Consider the following 21520-nt stretch of genomic DNA (forward strand, 5'->3'; position numbering starts at 1 on the left):
GTAAAAAGTCGTAAGTTTTAGGGAGTAGGGAGCAGGGAGTAGGGAGTCGGGAGTCGGGAGTAGGGAGTCGGGAGTCGGGAGTAGGGAAAAAAGTCTGTGTACCTCATAGTTATGAACAACCCTTTATGTCTAATTTAGTAAATAAACTAAAACAGTTATGTCCACAAAACTAGTCGAGCTGATAAAAACGATAAAAAATAGTCCAATACTACTCTTGTAATACAAGATTAAACTTATTTAATCCCAGTTCGACGAAGGAAAAAATAGTTTATAGTAAAATCACCGAAAAATCTAAATTTCGATATAAGGCATAAGTGTAATTTTTATGTCATACTTTAATAGTTTTATTTTTTTTTTAAAATGATAGCTTATTAGTAGAGTTTTAATGTCAGTTTAAAACTCTAGTCACAATACCAAAAGACACAGAATAAAATGGCTAACATTCACATCAACCAACTTCAATCCAGTGAATCAAACCTGGTCGGTTTTCCCGAAATCGAAGATTTAATCGGTAGTGCAGTAGAAGGGGCGATCGCCCGGCGTCAAGCAGGATTTGATCAGGATACCTTAGCTAGTTTATCTGACGAGCAATCGAAACAACTAATCGGTGGCTGCGATCTATCAACCTGCGGTATGGTTCAGTGTGAGCCCGACGATGATATATTGATCATCAAGTTTTGAGGATTGAATTCATCCCTTGATTGAGCAAGGCTCTGATACTTTTATCTAGACTTATAGCGGTTCCCACCCAAGTAGAGTACACGGGATTTTCCTATTTTAGTTGTTATTATCAAATAGCACCTGAGTAGATCAGGAACCGCTATAGCCTGAGTAATTGATTTCAATGTCCAAGTGATATGCTTCAGAAATGTAATTTAACATACTGATTTCTGTGGCCAACTGATAAAAAAATTGTGACCATGAATAGCTCCAGTCACACTAAACATTGTCCCAGTGCTAGACCTGAGTCAGAAAATAGCCATGTATTTGGGATTGTAAATGGTACCAAAGAGAAGCCCCAGGTTACCTATTTAAAGCAAGCGCAACCTATTACTGAACAACTTGTGAGTTTAGCTGCTCCAGTTACACCCACAGAGGTGTTTCGTATATCTGCTCCCTGTGCAGAGAAAAGTTGTCAGCATTTCGATGGCACAAACTGCCGTTTAGCTACGCAAATTGTGGAGAACTTACCAGCAGTGGAGGAAAACTTGCCAGCTTGTGCGATACGGAAGGATTGTAGATGGTGGAATCAGGAAGGCAAAGCAGCGTGTTTTCGCTGTCCGCAAGTTGTCACAGACAATTGTAATCCTTCTGAACTCATGCGGGAAGTATCAACGCCAAAATAAGCAATTAACTAAAGGCTGTATTCTTGCTTTTTTTATAAGAGCGATCGCATTAATTTTAGGATGCGATCGCTTGTTTTTTTTAGATTAATTACCGTGAATACTATTCAAATCCAGACATGATGAAAATTTCCAGGTTTCAATTGGCTGCAAGCGATCGCACTTCTCTCCTCGGGGCGATCGCTTTTTTGATGAAATTACTTGGAGTATTAGTTTTTTTGAGACATAACTGTAATCTTTATGTCTCACTTTAATCTTTTTAATTTTAGTTTTTTGTTGTTTAAATTTAAAGCTTTAAATACATTGCAAATTTCTTCAATAAAATCAAACTTAAATATACTAGTTTAATTATAAGGTATCAAACCATATGTGTAACTTTTAAGTCATGTTTTAAGGTTGTTATCTTGATTTGCATAGGATATTCTTAAGTTGGAGATTGAAACTTATATTCAACCTCTATTTACAACAACAAAGGAGCAATAATCAAATGGCGAATATTCAAATCAACCAACTTCAACTAAGTGAATCTGAACTTATTGATGTAAATTCATCAAAAATTTTTGGAGGATGCACAGTCACCGCTAATGGCACTACAATTGAATTACCTGATGCTAAATGCGAGGCAATCATCAGAGAACTTGTAGGACTTAAGTAAAAATAAATGATTTGATTCTTCAGGGAGAAATACTTTCTTAGGAATCACGTTCAATAGGAGGAGCCTGAGCAAATTTTATTTTTCAGGCTCCTTTGAACAGTAATTTATTAAAAATAACAACCTAAGTTAAGCTAGTAACCTAAAAGCTGTCAAAATTATAATTGCATAGGGTGAGTTGTAAATAGCTTGCCTTAAGAGGGTGTGTTGCTGCTGAGCCACCACAGTAAAAAAAAGCCCAAGACTACTCTTGGACTAAGAGACTAAGATTAGGTTCTAGCACTTTTCAATTGGCTAAGGCACTTTCGTCCTAGGTTGCTCCAGTCAACATTTCCCCTCTTGTAACTAAATTCACAAAAGAATTGGATTACCTCCCACCGTATCCAGTTCACGAGGTTCGACGGGGATTAACTCAAACCCAGCATCCACAATTCCAGAGTAGTTTGCGATCGCCTCCAAGCCATTGATATTTTCTGACGCAGTTCCAAAGGTTTCCATCACCTTGAAGCTGGTATCCTAAACATCGACTGACTCCCTAATCAGAAGCTTAGGCAATATTTATACCTAAGCATTCAGCTATCAACCGTCAGCTAATCAACGGGAGGTAGTAAACAAGCACCGGGGGTGCTGGTACGGCTGGTTGAAAATCCCTGCTCGTTTTACTCATCCGACCCCGTGCAGTTAAAGCGCCTGCTAGCACCTCAAGTAGCGTGCGTGGCACAGGCTTCGACGCTGGGATGCGCTAATCGCTGATAGCTGATAGCTGATAGCTGACGGCTGAATGCTTACGTGCTATATATCCAAACACTGATAAATATCTTCAGAATTGGCATTCAGATAAACACGCTCCAAGTCAATCCCCAGCCTAGAAAATTGCCCAAGGATAGCCTTCATCCTTGCTTCAGTGGAATCATCCCCTTGATGCCAAGCTTCTAACAACCCATTGGCCACAATCTGACAGCGATTCATGCCAAAGCTTTCCTGTTCAGCAAATTTTTGGTCTGGTTCTTCTGCTAACCCCAAACCTGGTGCTAGCTCCATGGTAAATAGGGGCAAGTCTGGCTGAAAATGGGATTGGTGTTCTGTATAAACAGTCTTTAAAACTCGCTCAACAGCGTCATAGTGACACTTATCAAAGTAGAGTACCCCAGAATCGTGCCGTTCGTAGTCTTTGGGATTGTACAAAACTTTAAAGTGGAACGGAATTTCGATTTCGTTCAGCTGTTGGGTTAAGCTACCCATTACGGCAACTGCACCGTCAGGAGTCAAGTTGAAGTAAATTCGCACAGTCACTGACTGGTCTGTTTGCGGACGATGTGCTTCTAGATTGCCAACGGCCATATAAAAGCCATTTTGCACCAAATTCTTAGGCATACGGATTGCTACTGAATCCCCGACCGTGGCAGATTGCTGGGATGCTGGCAGATGCTGCTCCCGTTCAATATGCAGCCTCAATCCTCCCTTAGTGACAGCCAAAGTGCCATCACTTTCTTCTCTGAGAACAGACCAACCAGGGTCAAAGTAGCCTTTGCCACTATTGCTGTCGTGCAGTCGCTGATAAAATCCCACATCTACTCCCAGGATGGTATTGTTCTCCAGGTCTACTGGCGCAGCTTCCGTATCTGCTTCCGGTGCGAGAGTATCTCGCATTGAGCCGTTGTAATAAATACCATATAGAAAACTCCGCAGTTGCAGACTGATATATTTTTGCTGCATATCCTCGGGCATCCGTTGAAAACGTTCCACAGCTTCGGCTGGAATTTCCAACGGTTTGTAATCTGAATGGTGAATAGAGAAGTCTGATTGGATTTTTACTTTGTTAACAATATCGTCTAGAACGTCTAGTAATTGCTGATTGGTGATGGGGGATGGTTGAATTGCTGTAGAATCAAGTAGTTGGATCATGCTTTGGTAGGGAGTAGGGAGTAGGGAGTAGGGAGTAGGGAGTCGGGAGTCGGGAGTAGGGAGTAGGGAGTAGGGAGTAGTAGGAAAGACCTTTGATATCATGTCCGGTTGAATAGTTATACTAAGCGCAAAAGCAAGGCAGAAGGCAGAAGGCAGAAGGCAGAAGTAAAGGAGTAAGGTTTGAAGGGATAAAGTTTTTTATAACTAATGATCCGGACATGATATGAAGAGTTTTTGATGTTATGAGAAATCAGCAAGATTGTTCATGACCTATTTGGAAATGCTATAGCGTTTATTGCATTTATGAGGTACGATTATCAACCTCAAAGTCCCCCTTATTAAGGGGGATTTAGGGGGATCTCTTTGTAGCTCATGGGATAGAGAATTGCTATGTCTTAAACAGCGGAAGGACGGAGTTGGATTAATTCAGCAATAGCAGGGCCAAAAATCGTGGGCATGGATTTTTCTGGACGACACAACAAGGTCTTGGCAACCTGGAGCATGGCAATCCCGGCATTACCAAAGGATTTTTGGTACTCAATCATCGCCCGAATTCGTTGAATCAAACCAAAACCGGTAAATTGCACTACTGTCCGCAAGAAATCAGGTCGGTGTTCTAAAATTTCTGGAAAGGTTTCAAAATACCCTTTGGTTAGGGCAGCAATGGAAGGCTGGAGCTGTTCCAAGGGGGTCATGGCTAAACCTAGGGATTCTTCAATACTTAAAGATTTACTGATAACTAGGCTACTCAGCCAGATTTGGACATAGCTGCTGATCAGTGTTCCTAAATCAAACGCCGGGTCTCCCCAACTACAGCGCTCCCAATCAATTAGCCTGACCATGCTGGTACTTTCATGCTCCCAATCTTGGTGCAGAAGGATATTATTTAGCTTTAGGTCATTGTGGGTCAGACAGCAGGGGGCAAAACCATTCCCTAGTTGTGCGATCGCTTGCCCTAAACTATCGTATCGTTGATAAAGGGCAAAGAATTTCAGCCCGTCAGCAGGTACCGCACCAAATATTTCTGGACCAATTCGTTCTAAACTATTAACTAATCTAGGCACTTGGTCAGTGGTGGGATTATCGGTTTCGGTACAGAAAAAATCTTGATAGTCTTTACGATTAAATGTATGATGATGGATTTTTCCTAAAAGGGTGCCGATGGTGGTAGCAACCTCTGGAGGAAAGATATTTTCTTTGGCGTAGAAATCCATTAAATCCCGATAGTCATCGAGATAGCGGAAAACCATAATGGAATTCTCACCATCAAAATGCAGCACCTCTGGTATCAAAGAGCGGAGGTTAGCAAGTTCTGGAAATTTCTGTAAGAATTCTTGAATTCGCCATTCATTCAAAAACTCACCAGCGGCTTTCCCTTCTTGGTTATGTCGCTCCTGCTTTACGAGCAGCTTATTACCATCTGGAAAGGTCAGCAATAAGTTAAAGTTCTTGGCTTCCAGTGGCTCAATTTTACTGAGAGCTTGCTCGGAGGGATTGCATAAACCACGATCAGCTAGATAGTCAAACACATTATGAGAATTTAATATGAATGTCATAATTAGGGCATTGGGAACAGGGAACAGGGAATCGGGAATCGGGAATCGGGAATCGGGAATCGGGAATCGGGAATCGGGAATCGGGAATCGTAAAAAATCGGTGTTTACAACCTCATTAATAGTAAAAATACTATATTCAGTAGTATAGGTAAAAGGAAAGTTATTCTGCCAATAATTTCTGCTTAAAAACAGACGCAACTAAAACTTTTATGTCCCTAAATTAGTCAGGGTAAGTGTGGGAAGTGTGGGAAGTATGGGACGTGTGGGACGTGTGGGACGTGTGAAAAGTGAGATGATCAAGTGGCGTGGAAACCCCCAAGACCTCTCTGCATCGATGCTCCGAAGTCCCGACTCCCGACTCCCGACTCCCGACTCCCGACTCCCGACTCCCGACTCCCGACTCCCGACTCCCTGTGCCCTTTCCTATATAACTAAACTAGTTATGTCATAAAAATATTCAAAAATCATAGAAAATTATAGACGGCTGGGCTTGATGATATATTTGCAAATTCTATAGACTACAGTGGCTGGATAAAATGACCTTGGTAATTGAAACTTAAGGATAATTTTCACTTTATTCTGGTAAATCTATGCTTTGAGTATCCCAGGCTGATATATGCGATCGCGTAGCGTGACTGTATGTCAATCGCATTCGTTTTATGACTCTAATGTATGCGTAAGGGTTTATTGATGACCTTTGTTGATGATCAGGTTATAGTTACCTGAGATTATGACAGTTGATGGCAGTATTCAATACTGGTTTGAGCTCAGGACCAGTGGGATAAGGCACTAACTCCACAATTCCATCCTGATTGATGATCCATCCTTGAGCTTCAATAATTGGTGGCTTTTTCGCGGTCGCTTGGGGTTGTTGATCGGGTTTTTTGCCGCGATTGCGAGCAGCCCGATACAATTGACGCCTGGTGGCCGAGAAATCTCGCCAATCGTACCAAATGGTTTCACCTTTGAGGGGGTCAGTGGGGTCAGTGGGTAAGCCCCCTCGTCCAGTCAGAGCAAATGAATTCTGCTGATCATCGGTGCTACAACCTGTGGCAATCAGTAGACCAGTATCGACTATAGTTGCTGGTAATGGGACTAATCCTAGGTTTTGAGTTGGGTCTGGGTTGCTAATGTTGACTACACCATCGACACCAAATTCAGAACTGGCAGTAATCTGGCTATCTGGAGACAGAAACAGACCTTGAGTAGTGATAAGAATATTACCTCCAGGACCAAATATGGCGTTGGCGGTGATGTTACTGTTTTCTACAACCACTACAAAATCACTATTAATCTTAATATCACCCCCACCACCAGTACTGTCATTAACGCTGGTACTAATGGCGCTCTGGTTTGAAAGGAATAGTAAGTCACTGGTAATGTCAATATCACCGCCGCCGCTAAGCTCAGAAGTGGCAGTGATTGTGCTTCGATCAGTTTTAATTTGATTAGCGGAAATAGTAATATTGCCTCCTCCAGCTGAGAAATTGGATGCGGTAATACCACCACCATTGGGAGTGTCCGCTCCGCTGTTGGAAAGCTCGATGGAGTTTGCCACAATCTCAATATCCCCAGCTTCCCCAAGTCCTGGATCTAGGCGGTCATTGCTTTGGAAGTTACTGACACTGATCGTTGCTGTAACAATGGAATTGTTCGGTAGAGTATTATCTCGAACAATTTGAGCTGAGCAGAGCAAGGGCATCTGAGCCACTAGGTAACAGGCAATGGGCAAGGTCAGGAGTTGGTTTAAGGGTTTATTCTGATCCGACCTAGATAGCAATGTCAATAAATCTGTGGTGACCATGAGGCTTTCCTAGAGACTGAACCATGTCGTGGGCAATAACTATCCTCTAGAATTCCCAAACCTCTAGACCAAGTAACGCTAGTGAGCGGAATTGCTAAAATCAATAAGATTCCTCATAAAAACAACTATGACTGCTATCGGGATCAAACCATCCACCTTTTTGCATCAAGGACTTCGCCTTGAGCGAACTAATAACTTAACCCTGTTCAAATTCACCGATGAGCTTGGGGAGCGGATGCAAACCCTGCTCGATAAGAAAAAAGACGATCAACTCACTCCAGACGAAACACTGGAGCTAGAAGCCATTGGCGAACTGGATGATATTTTCAGCTATATCAATGCAGTTATCATGGCTGAAGCTGCCAATGCCCATTCCTAAACAGCTCTACCAGCAGCTCAGAAAACGGGCAGTATTTCAATGTGAATATTGTCACTATCCCGAAATCCTCAGCAACGCACCCCTTTCGGTCGATCATCTTTGGCCAAAATCATTGGGGGGAACTGATCGTCTAGATAATCTTGCCTTAGCCTGCCGTCGCTGCAACGAAAGGCGCTACAACTTCACAACCGGAATTGATCCCGATACCGGAAACGAAGTTCCCTTGTTCAACCCTCGTTTACAGTCATGGTCTGATCATTTCATCTGGACAGCCGATGGTCTGCGCATTATAGGCACCAGCCCAACAGGACGAGCAACCTGCGCTCGACTAGATCTCAACGACGAGCGTCGCAGTGAAAAATTCATCGTGAAATCTCGACAACTTTGGGTCAAAGGGGGGTTACATCCTCCCCCAGAGGATCCACAGCAATCCGTGTGAGGTACCCACACCAAACCTACCGCTATAGCGTGAGTACCTCACAGGCATTGTATAACGGTTTCTAGCCTAATAAGGTACACAATATTTTTCCCCTGTTCCCAGATCCGCTGTTCCCAGATCCGCTGTTCCCTGTTCCCTTTTTTGATCAGGCCAGATGGCTGCACTACCGGCGACGACCCTTTAACACACCACCAATGCCCAACAGACCGAACCCAATTAAGCCACTGCTAGCCCCAGACTCTGGCACCTGAGCCACTCCCTGGTCAGGATTAAAGGTTGACCAATTGAAATCCGAGAAAAAACCTTGTTCTAGCACGTGGCCTAATACTTGCCCACTGCCACTGCCACCACTGCCACTGCCGCCACCAACGCCACTGCCGCCACCACCGCCACTGCTACCGCCACCGCCACCGCCACCATAGCCCCATTCGTACATGTCCATCACATCCTGGATGCGGTCTTCAGCTAGCCAGGAGCCTGCTGCTTCGTTATAGCCATTGGCGAGATACCAGTCGATCCATGAGGCATGCCAGTTAGGATCATTGAAATAGTCACCGATTTCCTCGGCTAAGGTATTCTTGGCATTGTTGAGCAAGTTATTGAGATAATGGGTCATATTGGATTGACTGGGGCGTCCATCTGAGCCGAACACAGTGGAGTTTAGATCCCAACCAATCACATCAAAGGCTTGTAAATCCAGTGCTGACATATCGGCTCTCTCTCCCCAACCTAGGGCTGGTTTCATCATGCCCAAATTATCGCCCAGACCGTCCCAGTGGCTGGCTTGATACCCATCACCTCCGAATCCTAAATTGGTATCCTTACCTTCGGAAAAGTATGCCAGAGCTGTATCACCCCCATCAATGGAAAAGAAGGCGTCGATACCATAGGCTATGTCAATCATGTCACGATCTTCGCTCCAGTCACTATAGCGGTACATATCCAGGGCAGTAGTACGCAAAAGACATCTGATAACTAGCATCATAATCGGCGAGTATGGTCGAATCGACACCACTGACGAAGCCCAAGATATGACCAATTTCATGGACGGCCACACTCAGAAAGTCAACACTCAGAAAGCGGATGATTGTGTCTAATAGGGTTGGGGCGCTACGCTCGTAATTATAGCTCCAAATGAAGTCGCTATTCATGACGATATAGCCATCAAGCACGAAGTTATTGCTGTGGTAATTTATGGCTTTGGCATTGGCATTGGTCAGAGAAATGTTTTTGTTGTACCACCCTTGTCCGCTTTCAAACACGGAATGATAGCGAGTATTGCCATCACTATAGTGATGGGCTTGCAGGTTATCATAAGCAGTATAATCATCTGCCGATGTTCTATCGGAATAGAGCTTTTGCCGATAGGTGCCGTAGTTTTTATTCTGTTGCAGACCAGGGAGTGCCCCACCCAGGATGTTTGAGGGCAAGGCGTCGGTCATCTCAACGTGAATTTTGACGGTGATATCATCGGTTAAATAGTAAGACCAAATCTGACCAGCCATTTCAAACCCGAGCATTTGTTTGAGGGAAGTCCCTGGTTGATAGCTGAAGTCGAAGTCTATGGCTTGAGCTGGGGCGTTACCACCAATTACTGCTGCAGATGCCAGGGACAAGGACATCATTAATTGGCGATTCTTCATAAAATTTTACCTCGTAGAAATTACTGACATGAATACTGTCAGTATGAAAAGGTAATGTATGCAATCGTGTTTGTGATCTGAGGCTGGTGTATAGGATCGCGTTTTTTTTTGGATATACAATTGTGTATATTTATTTATGCTTGTTTAGGATCACTTCATGAGTCGTTTAGGATCACTTCATGAGTCGTTTAGGATCACAAGAAACCTGTGTTACAGATCACTACTTTAAAATTAGTAAATCTACAGTAAATCTACTGATGAGCTCTCCATGCTTGATCTGGCAAAACTGGCAGGACAAATCCCTGGTATTAGTAACCACCTGAGACTAGAGGCGGTGGCGTCTCGCCAACGCCTAGAACGGGCGGAACAATTACTGGCAAAGGCTAAAACACAACAAGAGAGTTTGGTCAAGTCTCATCAAGAATGGCGCGATCGCATGATCTTCACGGCGGCAACACCAGTAGAATCTCTCGATACTTGTGTTGATATCAGTAGTCCCCCAGAAAGCCATAGTGTTTTCGCCACCGATGGGTCTCAAATTTCCCCCTCTCACCACGAAATCCTCTACTGTTATGTGATTAATGTGGGTCGGATAATGTTGCACTATGGACAAAGTCTTTACCCTCTGTTGGATAGTGTGCCGGAAGTATTCTACCGACCAGAAGACTTATATATTTCTCGTCAGTGGGGGATTCGCACGGAGGAGTGGATGGGACATCGGCGCACCATTTCCGAGGTATCGATGTTAGCAGAAATGGCTTGCCGTTGGGTAAATCCACCAGCTCCCCACAGGGATACTCCCAATTTAGCGATAGTAGATGGTTCCCTGATTTACTGGTTTCTTGATGGGATGCCAGGGGAAGCACGCGATCGCATCTTGCCTCCGATTCTAACAGCTTGGGAGCAGTTGCGTGCTGTTAATGTACCCCTGATCGGCTACCTGAGTGCTTCTCGTAGTGTGGAAATGGTGAATTTCCTGAGATTACCCGCTTGTCCCTATGAAACACCCAAATGTATCACCCAATGTGGTAATCTCACGGACAAGTTGCCTTGTCAGGTGATTGACCCCTTGCGGGATACCACTCTCTGGGCAAGTTTATTGCAACCAGGACAGCGTAGCCCTCTATTTCAGAGTTCCGCACGGATTCTGGAATTATACGACCATCACCGGATCTATTTCTGTTATGTCCATGTGGGTACAGAAATTGCTCGGATCGAGATGCCAGAATGGGTAGCCCAAAATTCCGCATTGCTCAATCAAGCCTTGAGTTTAATGCTGGGGCAGGTCTATAAAGGATATGGTTATCCCATTGCTGTGTCTGAAGCTCATAATCAGGCCGTGATAAAGGCCGGTGACCGGAATCGCTTCTTTGCCTTGCTTGAACAACAAATGATTCGGGCAGGTGTCAAGAATGTGGGAATATCCTATAAGGAAGCTCGTAAACGGGGTAGTATTAGTTGACTTAAGGGTTGAAGGTTTAAGGGTTGAAGGTTTAAGGTTGAAGGTTTGAGGTTGAAGGTTGGAGGTTGGAGGTTGGAGGTTTAAGCTTGTTCGCGTAGCGTGGCCTTTTGGCCAAGGTTTAAGGTGAGTTGGTTGCAGGTTGTTCGCGTAGCGTGGCCTTTTGGCCAAGGTTTTTTTCCCAGATCCGCTGTTCCCTATTCCCTGTTCCCTATTCCCTGTTCCCTATTCCCTATTCCCTGCTCCCTGCTCCCTGCTCCCTGCTCCCTAAAACCTAAAACGAAAGTACCTTAACCAATAATTAAAAACTGTTCTAGTGTCATGGCAAATGTATTAAGAATTCTGTTTAAGCAAGATAGCTATCTCAAGCAAGAGCCGATTCAATCGTCGCAATTGCCTGATAATAAACGTCAGATGATACCAGCAGGTACTATATTAGTACTTCGCTATTATGGTCAGGAATCTGGCAATCACCTTAAACTGGGTTTAAAAGATATTGCGTTTAAGGGGTTCAGTGGTGATTGGTATGCCTTTGAAGACCATGTAGCCATTATGATGGAGAGTATTCAACCGGTAGAAACGGTTAGTAATGTAGTCTCTAAACAAGAGGATCAAACGGCGTTAACCATTCCTATTTATCAGAATACCTTAGTCAATCAACCCGTTTTACTTAACCTTTTATTTAATCAAGATACGGTAATTAAGCGAGCTCCTATTCAATCTAATATGTTGAATGAAGCATCAAAGCAGGAAATTCCAGCAGGCACTGATTTGGTTATTGTTGCCGATCAACCTGATGTTAATAATACGGTTAAGTTTACTGTGGAAGAGAATCACATAAAATTTACCCTCAAAGATCTAGAATTCAAGGGCTTTAGTGAAGATTGGTATGCCTTTGCTGGACATGTTGGTATTCAAGGGATGGGCTGATGTCAGCGGTCAGCTTTGTGGCACAGGCTTCTAGTTTGTGGAACAGGCTTCTAGCCTGTGACTATTAAACTAATGCTTACCTCTTTTATTCAAAACCTGACGGCTGATAGCTGACGGGCTAATTACTATTAAAAATCAGAATCATTGGTCAGCGTCTCAATCAACAAATCCATCTGTTGCTGTCGCTGATCCAGAAAATCTTCACATTGATGGAGATATTCGACAGCAGCGGAGAACTGATCAAACACCTCTGCTAGTTCTAGTTCTCCCGTTTCTATTTTCCTAATAATGGTTTCAACTTTAGCCACCGTCGCTTCATAGTTCCAGGTTTCTCCAGAAGCTATTTTACTTAAGTTTGAATCAGTTAGGTTTGAATCAGATTGAATTTCCATAGATAGCAATTTTTAATGGGATGAGGTACATAATTTTTGGATTTTAGGGAATCGGGAATCGGGAATCGGGAATCGGGAATCGGGAACGGGGAGAAGAGGCAAGAGGCATAACCTACCCTTAACCCCTCCCAGGAGAGGAATAGAGGCAATAGTTAAAAAGTATATAGCAATTATAAGACTTATGAGTTAAAGTAACAGCAGTGAATAAAGCAATTATCACAATCGGACTTAGTAAATTTTAATCCACATTCCACACCCTAAACTGTGATACCAGCCATAGAGAACAATTGAAGTAACCATAAATACTAAAAGTAGCCCCTTTAAATAAAATCAACGTTCCGACTCCGTTGCTATGCTCCTTGAAGCAAGCAAAAATGAGAAGTCTCATGGAAAAGAAGTCCAATCACGTTTGCTTCTATTTTAACCTAATTTAGATGGGATTGCCCTAGATAAACATGCTAGAAACTGTATTTAATCTACCACTTCAGCAAAGACAAAATATAGCCATTATTGGAGCCGGTGCTATGGGAGTATCAACAGCATGTATCTTAGCTAGATTAGGTATCGCTAAAGTATCGGTTTTTGAAGCTGAATCAAAAATTTTTAATAAAAATGGAGCTTCTCTCAATAATACAGGTATTTTGCATCATTTTGTTTATGGTGCACATAAAAAGACACTGGAACATTTATTCAAACAAAGTATTTTATTTAAAAAATTAATGCCTGAGTATGTTTTTGTAGATAGCCATGTTAATTATTTAGTACCTAATGAAATAGGAAACACTGCTATTAATCAAGAAGGGATAACTTATAAAGATGTTGCTGCTTCTTTGGTTGAGATTTATCAGCAACATTTAAAAAACTATCATAATGAAACTATTTTTGGTAAGCCAGAAGACTTAGTAAAGATACTAGCTCAAGAAGCCATCAAACCCTTACTTGGAAATTTCGATGCGGGCAAACAGGACATCGCTGGTGCAGTCAAAGTTAGGCAATTTGTCTTAAATATTGCCGAATATGTTTGTCACATGATCAATCTGTTTAATTTTATTGTTAGAGAAAATTTTGTTGACATTCACTACAATAATGAAGTAAGTAATATTGCCATCAATAGTCAAAACTTCGAGTTAAAGATAAACCACAATAATCAACTTTATTTCGATACGATAGTTAATGCTGGTTATGCCAAGGGTTTGGGCATTCCGATTCCAGAACTAAAATTTGAGCAATATATCGAAGGAAATCTAGTAAAGCTAAAAGTTTATGGACTATACAAGATTCCCTCAGACTTGAAAAAACAGTTTCCAGAAATCGACAAAAGTTTTTCTAGTACTATGCTCATTCGAGGTCAATATGGTGGAATAATTAAAGTCGGATACGATCATCTGGCAATTTTTTCTGGTCGAGAATATAACCAGGCAGAATTAGATTTACCCTTGGCTGAAACTCCGAAAAATATTCCTAAGGAATGGTTGGATAATTTGGAAAAAATAACTGGTAGAACGGAAGCAGAAATGTTGAGCACAATTAAGCAGGATATTTCTCGGTGGATTCCTTGGGCTAAGGGATTGGAAAATATTAAGCTCAAAAAAGCGGTTCAAGTTTATCCTGCTAGAAAAACTACCGATGAGGTAGATGCTGCCAAACGGGATGATAATCCTATTCGTTATCTATATCACCATAAAAATGGGGGTAAATATATTCATATTCCTGGGTTTAAATTAACTTCTATTCCTTACAATGCATTTCAGGTTATTCTCGAAATACTCTCAACTTATGTATGCCAGGGTATTCTTACCCAAGAGCAAGTAGATAAGCACATAGCTATTGACCAAAATCAGCACATAATTCTCTCCCCTGAAATGGAATCTGCTCTTGGTAAAAATCTATCTCAATTGAGGGTTTCTGAAAGAGAAAAAATTATTGATGAGTGGGGTATTTACTAGCACATTATTTATAGCAATTCTACGACTTGTGAGGTACAAATTTCTGGTTTTTAGGGAGCAGGGAGCAGGGAGCAGGGAGCAGGGAGCAGGGAGAAGAGGGAATAGGCAATAGGCAATAGGCAAAAGTCAAGAGTTAATAAACTATAGCACTAATCCCTACTCCCTACTCCCTACTCCCTATTCCCTTGCAGTTAAAATCCACAAAGCTGATCCCTCTTACCTTCACGGTTATGATGCCAATAATCGTACAACCAACTACAACCACGATCTAGCAAATAATCCACATCTAAATTCCACAAAATCATTGTTTTGTCTTTACTAGCAGAAGCAATTAACTTACTATCGGGACTAAAACTAACTCCAAATACCGAATCGTTGTGTCCCTTAAAGGTATTAATTAAATGTCCATCCCGACTCCAAAGATTAACTGTTGTATCACTACTCGCAGATGCGATTAAGGTTCCATCAGGACTGAAACTAACCCAATTCACGGCACCATTATGGCCTTTCAAGGTATTGAGCAACTTGCCATCACGATTCCAGAGTTTTACCGTGCCATCACTACTAGCAGAGGCAATCATCTCGCCATCGGGACTGAAACTGACCCAATTGACAGCATCATTATGCTCTTTGAACGTATTGAGCAACTTGCCATCACGATTCCAGAGTTTTACCGTGCCATCATTACTAGCAGAGGCAATCTGTTTGCTGTCTGGGCTAAAACTGACCCCCCAAACCTGATCCTGGTGTCCCTCTAAGGTCTTGAACAAGGTGCCATCTAAATTCCAGAGTTTAACGGTTTCGTCAGCACTAGCAGAAGCAATTAACTTACTATCGGGACTAAAACTAACTCCCCAAACCTGATCCTGGTGTCCTTCTAGAGTATGAAGCAAGGAGCCATCTAAATTCCAGAGTTTCACCGTTTTATCTTCACTAGCGCTAGCCATGATCGTGCTATCAGGGCTGAAACTAATTCCAGTCAACCCTTCACCATGAGCAGAGAAGGCTTTTATGGTACGATCCTGAAGCCTCAACAGTTGAATGGTATTGTCGGCACTAGCAGTAGCAATCATTTCACCATCGGGGCTGAAACTTACACTTCTGACGGTTTGATTATGGCGGATCGGTGCCAGTATCCCTCCGTCACTGGCCCAGAGTCTAATGGTTTTGTCTGCACTAGCAGATGCAATAGTCTTGTTGTCCGGACTAAAACTGACATCTAGCACCATTTCGCTATGTCCAGCCAAGGTTTCGATTAATTCCCCATCACTGTTCCAGAGTTTGATGGTGTGATCAGCACTAGCAGTGGCTAGCCTCTGACCATCGGAGCTAAAACTGACATCCAGAACCCAATTACGATGACCTTCCAGGGTATCGATTAATTCCCCATTAGTTTGCCAGAGTTTGACAGTGTTGTCTGTACTGGTAGATGCAATAGTGTTGCCATCAGGACTAAAACGGACACTCACAACTGGTTGTGTATGAGCTTGCCAGGTTTTCAGCAGTGTTCCGTCCCTGCGCCAAAGTTTGATAGTTTTGTCTTTACTGGCGGAAGCAATTAACTGACCATTGGGAGAAATACTAACCCCCAACACTGAATCACTGTGACCGGTTAGAGTCTGGAGTAAAACACCATCTTTACTCCATAGTTTGATGGTTTTGTCCTCACTAGCGGATGCGATCATCTGGCGATCGCGGCTAAAGCTAACACAATGGACTGTTTTGGTATGCCCATCTGGCCCATCTAAGGTCATTACCAGGGATCCATCCTTACGCCACAGCTTCACAGTTTTGTCTTCACTACCACTAGCGATGATCTGACCATCTTGACTAAAACTGACACTGTGGATTCCAGCCCGATGACCTCGCAACGTTTTGAGCAAGGTACCATCTTTGCGCCAAAGTTTGATAGTCTTGTCTCGACTCCCAGAGGCAATCAGCTGACCATCTGGGCTAAAACTGACACTACTGACCCAATCCCGATGTCCTTTTAAACGGTTACGTTCTCTGACTCCATAAACTGCCTGTTGTAGAGCAGTGACTACCCGTGTCTGGGTCTCTGGATTCACCCCAAGGGATTGCTGCAATTGCTGGGCGGCTTCTAAACTGAGGATGAGGGCATCTAAGGTTCTGTTGGCATCAACTAGAGCTTTTGAGGAGTAGCTCAGGTCACTCAAATGGTTGTTGGTTTTACTGATAGCGTAGCGAACCCCAAGTATACCGGTAATCACCATCAGACTGAACAGTGCCATTCCTGCCCAACGTGCTTCTCGCAATCGTTGCCTGAGAATTCGATTCAGCTTTTCTTCGGTTTTCCTTTGTTTTTTAGTTATTTTAGCCAGTTGGTTTTGGAGTTCTTGTTCTTTAACCAGTTGTTCAATTTTATCCTGGCTCTGTTTGTCTTTCTGGCGGAGATTTTCTAATTCTGCTTGCAGTTTCGATTGCTTTTTCTGGCGGATAACGTCTACCAGATAATCGTGAACCAGTTGATAGCGGTTGATCGTAACTTCTGGTAATAGAAATACTAATCCTGATTTCTCAAAAATTTCTAATATTAAATCTAATGTATAGTCTTCTAATGATGATTCTATGGCTAGCTCCGAGCGATTCTTAAGGGGTCGATTTTTATTGTCATCAATGAGTAACGACAACACTAGCCAAGCTGCTGTTTCATTCTCAGGACCGCAATCTTTAATAACTTTTTCTAAAAACCGCTCCACTAGTTTTGCTTTGGGACCATGGTGCTGGTACTGAGCTAAGGTAGTAATATTTTCAGCTTGAAGCTGAGCTCCTACTACTTGCAACTCAATGGGACGAACTTCTCCAATTTCAGCTCCTAATTCTCTGACTAATTCATCAATTAAAGCTGGCTCTAAATAAAAATTAGCCCGATGGGTTAAGCTTTGAATAACTGAATAAGCATCTTCTAAGGAAAAATTTACTAATGGATAACGAATCTTTTTATCTAAGATATTACTTTCTATAACGTCCCAAGTATAATGTTCTAGTTCTAGTAATTTATGTAAGGCGTTATCTCGGATAGAAAAAATTAGTTTTAAATAGGGTAGCTTAAGACAATTTACTAAAAAATAATAAAACAGTTTTCGTTGGGATTGATGGGAATAAACGGAGAAAAACTCTTCAAACTGATCAAAAATTAAAACCGTTAATAAGTTATTGTCGGCGTTGTGTTGTAATTGCTCCAGGACAGAATCAATTAGGGCGTTACCATTACCGTTACCATTACCATTAGAGTTTAGAAATTTTTCCCTGAGCAAGGGGTCTTCATTTCCATTTCCTAATAGTTGATCGGCCAAGTGTTTATGGAGTTCCCCCACCCAATCGGTGTAAACTTGCACCACAATCGGTAACCCAATGCGATCGCCAAGGGGTCTATTTTTGAGTGCTGGCACTAATCCGGCATGGACAATGGAACTTTTTCCAACCCCTGACTGACCATGAATCACTGTCAGTTTGTGATCAGCACGGGTAATCCGTTCCATTAAGCGGTTTACATCTCGCTGACGTCCGGAAGCTGCCATTTCCTGGGGAATAAGGTCTTGTGGCTGTACGCCATGCCAGCTGGGATTATTAGATCCTCGTGGTGGCTGTAGACGACTAGCACCAATGAAGGCACGGAAGCCATACAGCTGCTCCACTGCCCGTTGTTCTTGTTTAATCCGAAATGCTTCTAGGTATTGCCCTTGTTCAAAGTAAAGGCTACGTAATCGTTCCAACAGGTGCAGGTAACGCTGAGGCTCATAGCGATAATTGCTGGATTCTATGGCATCTGCCAGTTTATGACTCGCTTTTTCCAGCTGCTTGACCGCTTCTGCTAAATTTCCCTGCTTTCCTTGGGATTTTACCAAAAATAATCGATAGAGCTGGGCTAATAGCAATGGATGCAAGCCTTGGTCATGGGGCTGATCATCAGCAGCAACAACCAAAATTAATAGAGCTTTCTCCGCTAATTGACCAGCATCCTCCCATCGGGATTGCTCAAGGGCTACTTCTGCCAGAAAACCGTAATCTTGGGCTAGTTGCACCTGAGTCCCATAGGTTTCATGAAGGGACAGAGCCTGTTGAGAGGTGGTTTGTAAGAATGACCACGCTTGTAGATGCTGCAGCAGTTCAGCTAGCTTACTAATAAAAATAGCCACCAGATCCTGACGCCCCGCTTGGGTGAAAATTCCCATACATCGATGCAGATACGGCCAAGCTTCTTCCCAATAGCGCTGTTTATGAGCTTGATTTTGGTCAGCTTGGCGACAGTAACACAAACCAAGATAAAATAATAATAACCCCTGCCGTTCTAAGTTATCCGTTTGCTGCCAAACTCTTAAGCTTTTACGAAACCGCTTCTTGGCTAGATTTATGCGATCGCGTTTATAGTCATCTAGACCCAAAACAAAGTCTAGACTAGCGTCTAATTCCTTATCTAAGGTAATGCCACGACTATGTAAATCTTTTAGGGCAAAATCCAGTTCAAATCGACGTTGGTTTTGGAGTGCTGAGTTCCTCGAATAGGTAATACAAATATCGGGGTTGGGAGGTTGGAGGTTGGGAGGTTGAAGGTTGGGAGGTTGAAGGTTGGGAGGTTGAAGGTTGGGAGGTTGAAGGTTGGTTGGTTGAAGGTTGGTTGGTTGAAGGTTGGTTGGTTGAAGGTTAGCTGGTTGAAGGTTGGTTGGTTGTAGGTTGGTTGGTTGTAGGTTGGTTGGTTGGAGGTTGGGATTTGGGATTTGTGGCGTGGTTGAGGGGGAAGACTCTCCAGAGTTTAAGAGACAGGCAAATACCATTTGAGCCTTTTGTCCTAGAAAATTGACTAACTCTGTGGTGGTCAGTTCAAACTTGAGGGGAGTGGCTGCCCAACTGGCAAAATCTGGTGCCAAGCGCATCAGTTTTTGCAGTACGTGGTCATTAACCCACAATATTAGAGGAAAGGTTAGGCGTTTACGAAACTCATCCCGGACTTGATTAGTAGAGGTCAGCAATTCCTCAAGGGCAACGACTGACTCTAAACCAACAATCAGTAATGCGGCATGAGGGGGTGAGGAGCTCAGAGGGTCATGGTGAGAACTCTCCCTGTCCCCGCATCTGTCTATCCCCCTGTCCTGTCCACGCCCCAATTCCCTGTGTTCGTAGTTTTGGATGGTGGTGTAAAGGGTGGTAGCCGATGGCGGTATGATAAACTCTGTAATCGGGTATTGTGGCTGAGACAGTGCTTTGAGGCGTTGCAGCATCTGTTGTTGCAAACCCTGGTAGTTACATCGCACGATCACAAGGGAAAATTCCCCTTGTGAAAATGCGATCGCTCTAGAGAGAGCCTTTAATGTACTATCGTTGTATTGGGCAGCGTCTGCTGGTGATTTTGTTTCAACCATGACTTAAACTGCGGTGCCTCTTCTAATGCTGGATTTATACCAAACCAATTTCCATCGCGATCGCGGTATTCAAAGACAAACATACTGCGCAATAGAGTTTGGTATTCCGTATCACCCCTGACTTTCTGCTGTTGCACCACCTGAAACAGTAATTCCCACTCCTCATCAGTAATTGATGAGAGCAGATAATCCCGCCGTTCGAGAATCACATTTTCTAAACACTCGCTCGGAATCGGTGGGTTTTCTTGCCTGAGACAATCAAACAATAATCCTAGCAAGTTACGCACATGACCACCACTAATTCGGCACAGGCGGTTTAAAGTTTCTATATTATCAAATACCTCCGGGAGCAAAGCAAATCGTTGCTCAGGAGTTTGATTGGGGAAAGCTCTAACCAGCACCATTTCTCGCAGCAGTGCCATGCCATCGGGAAACTCCTCACCTGTGCGCAGTTTGACTGGCACCATCGGTAATATTTTAGGAGTGAGTCCACCACCTAAGCGATTCTTCAGGGTTTCGCACTCATTGGAGAAAGTTAACGCCAAGGGAATTGTGTAAACAATATGGCAATTGAGTCGGCGTAACTGTTCACCCCGGTCAATGAATAAGTATTCTGGTTGCGTACGCCCAGAGGGTAAAGGGCGAATATCCACCCGATCCAGATTATCCACAATCACCACTAGTCCTGCTTTGCCCTTTTTCTTAAGGGTAGTGGTAGCAGGTTTTAGTAGTTCTTCATTAATCGAGTCTAAGATTCCACTAGTGCGAGGTTCCAGGTATTCCCGCAATCGACGCCGCAGCTTAGGACTTTCCTTGGTTTTAGCCGTTATTTTGCCAATGCCTACCGACAATTCTGCTTCAGCACCTAATTCAATCGGTGTGCGCAAAAAATCGGTAATTTCTGTAAAAAGATTGACAAAATAGCCTGGTTTTATATTAATTTTAATTTTCTCCAGACTTTCACTGACTTGACCAGCTATACTCAGCAAAATATCGCTTAGATCAACATCAGCCATGTCTAAATCTTGAGACGACTCAAAATAAACCACATGAAATTTATGTTGCTCTAATTCAGCTTTTAGTCTAAGTAATTCTGTGGATTTACCACAGCCAATATGCCCTGTAAACAGCTGACAAGTCGGCTCGTCTGGAGAAATTAGGGTGATGGTTCGCTTGAGGGACTCAATAATTTTATTTCCTCTGACTGGGGAAAAATCAATATAGTATTTTATATCATTGACATCTCCCATGCTCAGGGGCTTGCTGGGATTACAAGCTTTGTAGAATCTTGGCAGATCTAGTACCATTATAGCTTAATTTTCCTTCCTGATTTAGTCGCAGGACAATGCTAATTCCCACGTTTTTTTAGCACCTAACTTCCCTTTTAAAAAAGGGTTTCGCTAACCAATAAAGATGCACCCTTAAATTCTGTACATATGTCTAGCCACTCACATTTCTGTTCTTGGTCTTTTGTTTCATCCCGGCTGGCCAAGGATAACGATGGTGGGTTTTGACTATTGAGTTTACCCTGAAAATTTGTCCATGTTGGTGTATGATGATTAACTTTACCATAATTTAGGATTTGGGTATCCGTGAGACTCTGACCTAAGTTGACAAGCATCGGCAAGGTTAAACTAACACTTAAGAATTGGCTGATCATCTCATATCTCTCCTATGGTTTCCATCGAACC

Annotated in this window: 21 protein-coding genes; 10 read left to right on the forward strand and 11 right to left on the reverse strand. The window is 42.9% G+C overall.

Annotated elements, in window-relative coordinates:
* The first annotated feature begins 432 nt into the window (after positions 1–432).
* Positions 433–681 (forward strand): hypothetical protein, encoded by a 249-nt coding sequence (locus tag F6K46_RS11285; RefSeq protein WP_293062019.1) that lies wholly within the window; start codon positions 433–435, stop codon positions 679–681.
* A gap of 239 nt (positions 682–920) precedes the next feature.
* Complete coding sequence (locus F6K46_RS11290; RefSeq protein ID WP_293062017.1) at positions 921–1346, forward strand: nitrogen fixation protein; 426 nt, start codon at positions 921–923, stop codon at positions 1344–1346.
* Between the two features lie 84 nt (positions 1347–1430).
* Here F6K46_RS11290 and F6K46_RS11295 read toward each other — a convergent pair whose 3' ends face one another.
* On the reverse strand, positions 1431–1592 hold the full coding sequence (locus F6K46_RS11295) for a hypothetical protein (RefSeq protein ID WP_293062015.1): 162 nt from the start codon (positions 1590–1592) through the stop codon (positions 1431–1433).
* A 238-nt stretch (positions 1593–1830) separates the two neighbouring features.
* On the opposite strand from F6K46_RS11295, the gene F6K46_RS11300 reads away from it, so the two are divergent.
* The gene (locus F6K46_RS11300) at positions 1831–1998 is read left to right on the forward strand and encodes a hypothetical protein (RefSeq protein WP_293062013.1); all 168 of its coding nucleotides are present in this window, start codon (positions 1831–1833) and stop codon (positions 1996–1998) included.
* 348 nt (positions 1999–2346) lie between these two features.
* On the opposite strand, the gene F6K46_RS11305 is transcribed toward F6K46_RS11300, so the two are convergent.
* The 3 genes from F6K46_RS11305 to F6K46_RS11315 all read right to left on the reverse strand — a co-directional run bounded on the left by F6K46_RS11305 (position 2347) and on the right by F6K46_RS11315 (position 5456).
* Positions 2347–2493, reverse strand: a complete 147-nt coding sequence (locus F6K46_RS11305; RefSeq protein ID WP_293062011.1) for a hypothetical protein — start codon at positions 2491–2493, stop codon at positions 2347–2349.
* A 294-nt stretch (positions 2494–2787) separates the two neighbouring features.
* Positions 2788–3900, reverse strand: coding sequence for a T3SS effector HopA1 family protein (locus F6K46_RS11310; RefSeq protein WP_293062033.1), 1113 nt, complete (start codon positions 3898–3900; stop codon positions 2788–2790).
* Positions 3901–4295: 395 nt separating this feature from the next.
* Complete coding sequence (locus F6K46_RS11315) at positions 4296–5456, reverse strand: phosphotransferase (protein ID WP_293062031.1); 1161 nt, start codon at positions 5454–5456, stop codon at positions 4296–4298.
* Positions 5457–5709: 253 nt separating this feature from the next.
* Between F6K46_RS11315 and F6K46_RS11320 the strand changes: the two genes are divergently transcribed.
* Positions 5710–5907 carry a hypothetical protein gene (locus F6K46_RS11320; RefSeq protein ID WP_293062009.1) on the forward strand — a complete coding sequence of 66 codons (198 nt, stop codon included), beginning with the start codon at positions 5710–5712 and terminating at the stop codon, positions 5905–5907.
* 267 nt (positions 5908–6174) lie between these two features.
* Here F6K46_RS11320 and F6K46_RS11325 read toward each other — a convergent pair whose 3' ends face one another.
* Entirely contained in the window at positions 6175–7260 is a 1086-nt protein-coding gene (locus F6K46_RS11325; RefSeq protein WP_293062007.1) for an S-layer family protein, read from the reverse strand.
* Positions 7261–7387: 127 nt separating this feature from the next.
* Between F6K46_RS11325 and F6K46_RS11330 the strand changes: the two genes are divergently transcribed.
* Positions 7388–7639, forward strand: coding sequence for a hypothetical protein (locus F6K46_RS11330; protein ID WP_075899230.1), 252 nt, complete (start codon positions 7388–7390; stop codon positions 7637–7639).
* Positions 7626–8078 (forward strand): HNH endonuclease, encoded by a 453-nt coding sequence (locus F6K46_RS11335; protein WP_293062004.1) that lies wholly within the window; start codon positions 7626–7628, stop codon positions 8076–8078. Before F6K46_RS11330 ends, F6K46_RS11335 begins: the two co-directional genes overlap by 14 nt.
* 163 nt (positions 8079–8241) lie before the next feature.
* Here F6K46_RS11335 and F6K46_RS11340 read toward each other — a convergent pair whose 3' ends face one another.
* Positions 8242–9063 carry an NF038122 family metalloprotease gene (locus F6K46_RS11340; RefSeq protein ID WP_293062002.1) on the reverse strand — a complete coding sequence of 274 codons (822 nt, stop codon included), beginning with the start codon at positions 9061–9063 and terminating at the stop codon, positions 8242–8244.
* Positions 9005–9721 (reverse strand): NF038122 family metalloprotease, encoded by a 717-nt coding sequence (locus F6K46_RS11345; protein WP_293062000.1) that lies wholly within the window; start codon positions 9719–9721, stop codon positions 9005–9007. The genes F6K46_RS11340 and F6K46_RS11345 overlap by 59 nt, the downstream gene beginning before the upstream one ends.
* Before the next feature lie 268 nt (positions 9722–9989).
* Here F6K46_RS11345 and F6K46_RS11350 point away from each other — a divergent pair, with 268 nt between their 5' ends.
* From F6K46_RS11350 to F6K46_RS11360, 3 genes are all read left to right on the forward strand, one after another.
* The gene (locus F6K46_RS11350; protein ID WP_293061998.1) at positions 9990–11183 is read left to right on the forward strand and encodes a DNA double-strand break repair nuclease NurA; all 1194 of its coding nucleotides are present in this window, start codon (positions 9990–9992) and stop codon (positions 11181–11183) included.
* 99 nt (positions 11184–11282) lie between these two features.
* The gene (locus F6K46_RS11355) at positions 11283–11474 is read left to right on the forward strand and encodes a hypothetical protein (protein WP_293061996.1); all 192 of its coding nucleotides are present in this window, start codon (positions 11283–11285) and stop codon (positions 11472–11474) included.
* A 27-nt stretch (positions 11475–11501) separates the two neighbouring features.
* Positions 11502–12110 carry a hypothetical protein gene (locus F6K46_RS11360; protein WP_293061994.1) on the forward strand — a complete coding sequence of 203 codons (609 nt, stop codon included), beginning with the start codon at positions 11502–11504 and terminating at the stop codon, positions 12108–12110.
* A 128-nt stretch (positions 12111–12238) separates the two neighbouring features.
* Here F6K46_RS11360 and xseB read toward each other — a convergent pair whose 3' ends face one another.
* Positions 12239–12502 (reverse strand): exodeoxyribonuclease VII small subunit, encoded by a 264-nt coding sequence (gene xseB / locus F6K46_RS11365; protein ID WP_293061993.1) that lies wholly within the window; start codon positions 12500–12502, stop codon positions 12239–12241.
* A gap of 455 nt (positions 12503–12957) precedes the next feature.
* Between xseB and F6K46_RS11370 the strand changes: the two genes are divergently transcribed.
* On the forward strand, positions 12958–14448 hold the full coding sequence (locus F6K46_RS11370) for an FAD-dependent oxidoreductase (protein ID WP_293061992.1): 1491 nt from the start codon (positions 12958–12960) through the stop codon (positions 14446–14448).
* 191 nt (positions 14449–14639) lie between these two features.
* On the opposite strand, the gene F6K46_RS11375 is transcribed toward F6K46_RS11370, so the two are convergent.
* From F6K46_RS11375 to F6K46_RS11385, 3 genes are all read right to left on the reverse strand, one after another.
* Positions 14640–19829, reverse strand: coding sequence for a hypothetical protein (locus F6K46_RS11375; protein WP_293061991.1), 5190 nt, complete (start codon positions 19827–19829; stop codon positions 14640–14642).
* Positions 19775–21136: a P-loop NTPase fold protein gene (locus F6K46_RS11380; RefSeq protein ID WP_293061990.1), complete on the reverse strand. Its 1362-nt coding sequence runs from the start codon at positions 21134–21136 to the stop codon at positions 19775–19777. The genes F6K46_RS11375 and F6K46_RS11380 overlap by 55 nt, the downstream gene beginning before the upstream one ends.
* 77 nt (positions 21137–21213) lie before the next feature.
* Complete coding sequence (locus F6K46_RS11385; protein ID WP_293061988.1) at positions 21214–21489, reverse strand: hypothetical protein; 276 nt, start codon at positions 21487–21489, stop codon at positions 21214–21216.
* Between the last annotated feature and the right edge of the window lie 31 nt (positions 21490–21520).

The sequence above is a fragment of the Moorena sp. SIO3E8 genome (genome assembly GCF_010692445.1).
Taxonomy (GTDB): domain Bacteria; phylum Cyanobacteriota; class Cyanobacteriia; order Cyanobacteriales; family Coleofasciculaceae; genus Moorena; species Moorena bouillonii.

Excerpts from the sequence above, each read along its gene's own strand:
- F6K46_RS11360 (WP_293061994.1), top strand. The coding sequence starts at position 11,502 with ATGGCAAATGTATTAAGAATTCTGTTTAAGCAAGATAGCTATCTCAAG.
- F6K46_RS11305 (WP_293062011.1), bottom strand. The coding sequence starts at position 2,493 with ATGGAAACCTTTGGAACTGCGTCAGAAAATATCAATGGCTTGGAGGCG.
- F6K46_RS11310 (WP_293062033.1), bottom strand. The coding sequence starts at position 3,900 with ATGATCCAACTACTTGATTCTACAGCAATTCAACCATCCCCCATCACC.
- F6K46_RS11300 (WP_293062013.1), top strand. The coding sequence starts at position 1,831 with ATGGCGAATATTCAAATCAACCAACTTCAACTAAGTGAATCTGAACTT.
- F6K46_RS11315 (WP_293062031.1), bottom strand. The coding sequence starts at position 5,456 with ATGACATTCATATTAAATTCTCATAATGTGTTTGACTATCTAGCTGAT.
- xseB (WP_293061993.1), bottom strand. The coding sequence starts at position 12,502 with ATGGAAATTCAATCTGATTCAAACCTAACTGATTCAAACTTAAGTAAA.
- F6K46_RS11330 (WP_075899230.1), top strand. The coding sequence starts at position 7,388 with ATGACTGCTATCGGGATCAAACCATCCACCTTTTTGCATCAAGGACTT.
- F6K46_RS11380 (WP_293061990.1), bottom strand. The coding sequence starts at position 21,136 with ATGGTACTAGATCTGCCAAGATTCTACAAAGCTTGTAATCCCAGCAAG.
- F6K46_RS11375 (WP_293061991.1), bottom strand. The coding sequence starts at position 19,829 with ATGGTTGAAACAAAATCACCAGCAGACGCTGCCCAATACAACGATAGT.
- F6K46_RS11285 (WP_293062019.1), top strand. The coding sequence starts at position 433 with ATGGCTAACATTCACATCAACCAACTTCAATCCAGTGAATCAAACCTG.
- F6K46_RS11290 (WP_293062017.1), top strand. The coding sequence starts at position 921 with ATGAATAGCTCCAGTCACACTAAACATTGTCCCAGTGCTAGACCTGAG.
- F6K46_RS11345 (WP_293062000.1), bottom strand. The coding sequence starts at position 9,721 with ATGAAGAATCGCCAATTAATGATGTCCTTGTCCCTGGCATCTGCAGCA.
- F6K46_RS11325 (WP_293062007.1), bottom strand. The coding sequence starts at position 7,260 with ATGGTCACCACAGATTTATTGACATTGCTATCTAGGTCGGATCAGAAT.
- F6K46_RS11385 (WP_293061988.1), bottom strand. The coding sequence starts at position 21,489 with ATGATCAGCCAATTCTTAAGTGTTAGTTTAACCTTGCCGATGCTTGTC.
- F6K46_RS11335 (WP_293062004.1), top strand. The coding sequence starts at position 7,626 with ATGCCCATTCCTAAACAGCTCTACCAGCAGCTCAGAAAACGGGCAGTA.
- F6K46_RS11370 (WP_293061992.1), top strand. The coding sequence starts at position 12,958 with ATGCTAGAAACTGTATTTAATCTACCACTTCAGCAAAGACAAAATATA.
- F6K46_RS11340 (WP_293062002.1), bottom strand. The coding sequence starts at position 9,063 with ATGATGCTAGTTATCAGATGTCTTTTGCGTACTACTGCCCTGGATATG.
- F6K46_RS11350 (WP_293061998.1), top strand. The coding sequence starts at position 9,990 with ATGCTTGATCTGGCAAAACTGGCAGGACAAATCCCTGGTATTAGTAAC.
- F6K46_RS11320 (WP_293062009.1), top strand. The coding sequence starts at position 5,710 with ATGGGACGTGTGGGACGTGTGGGACGTGTGAAAAGTGAGATGATCAAG.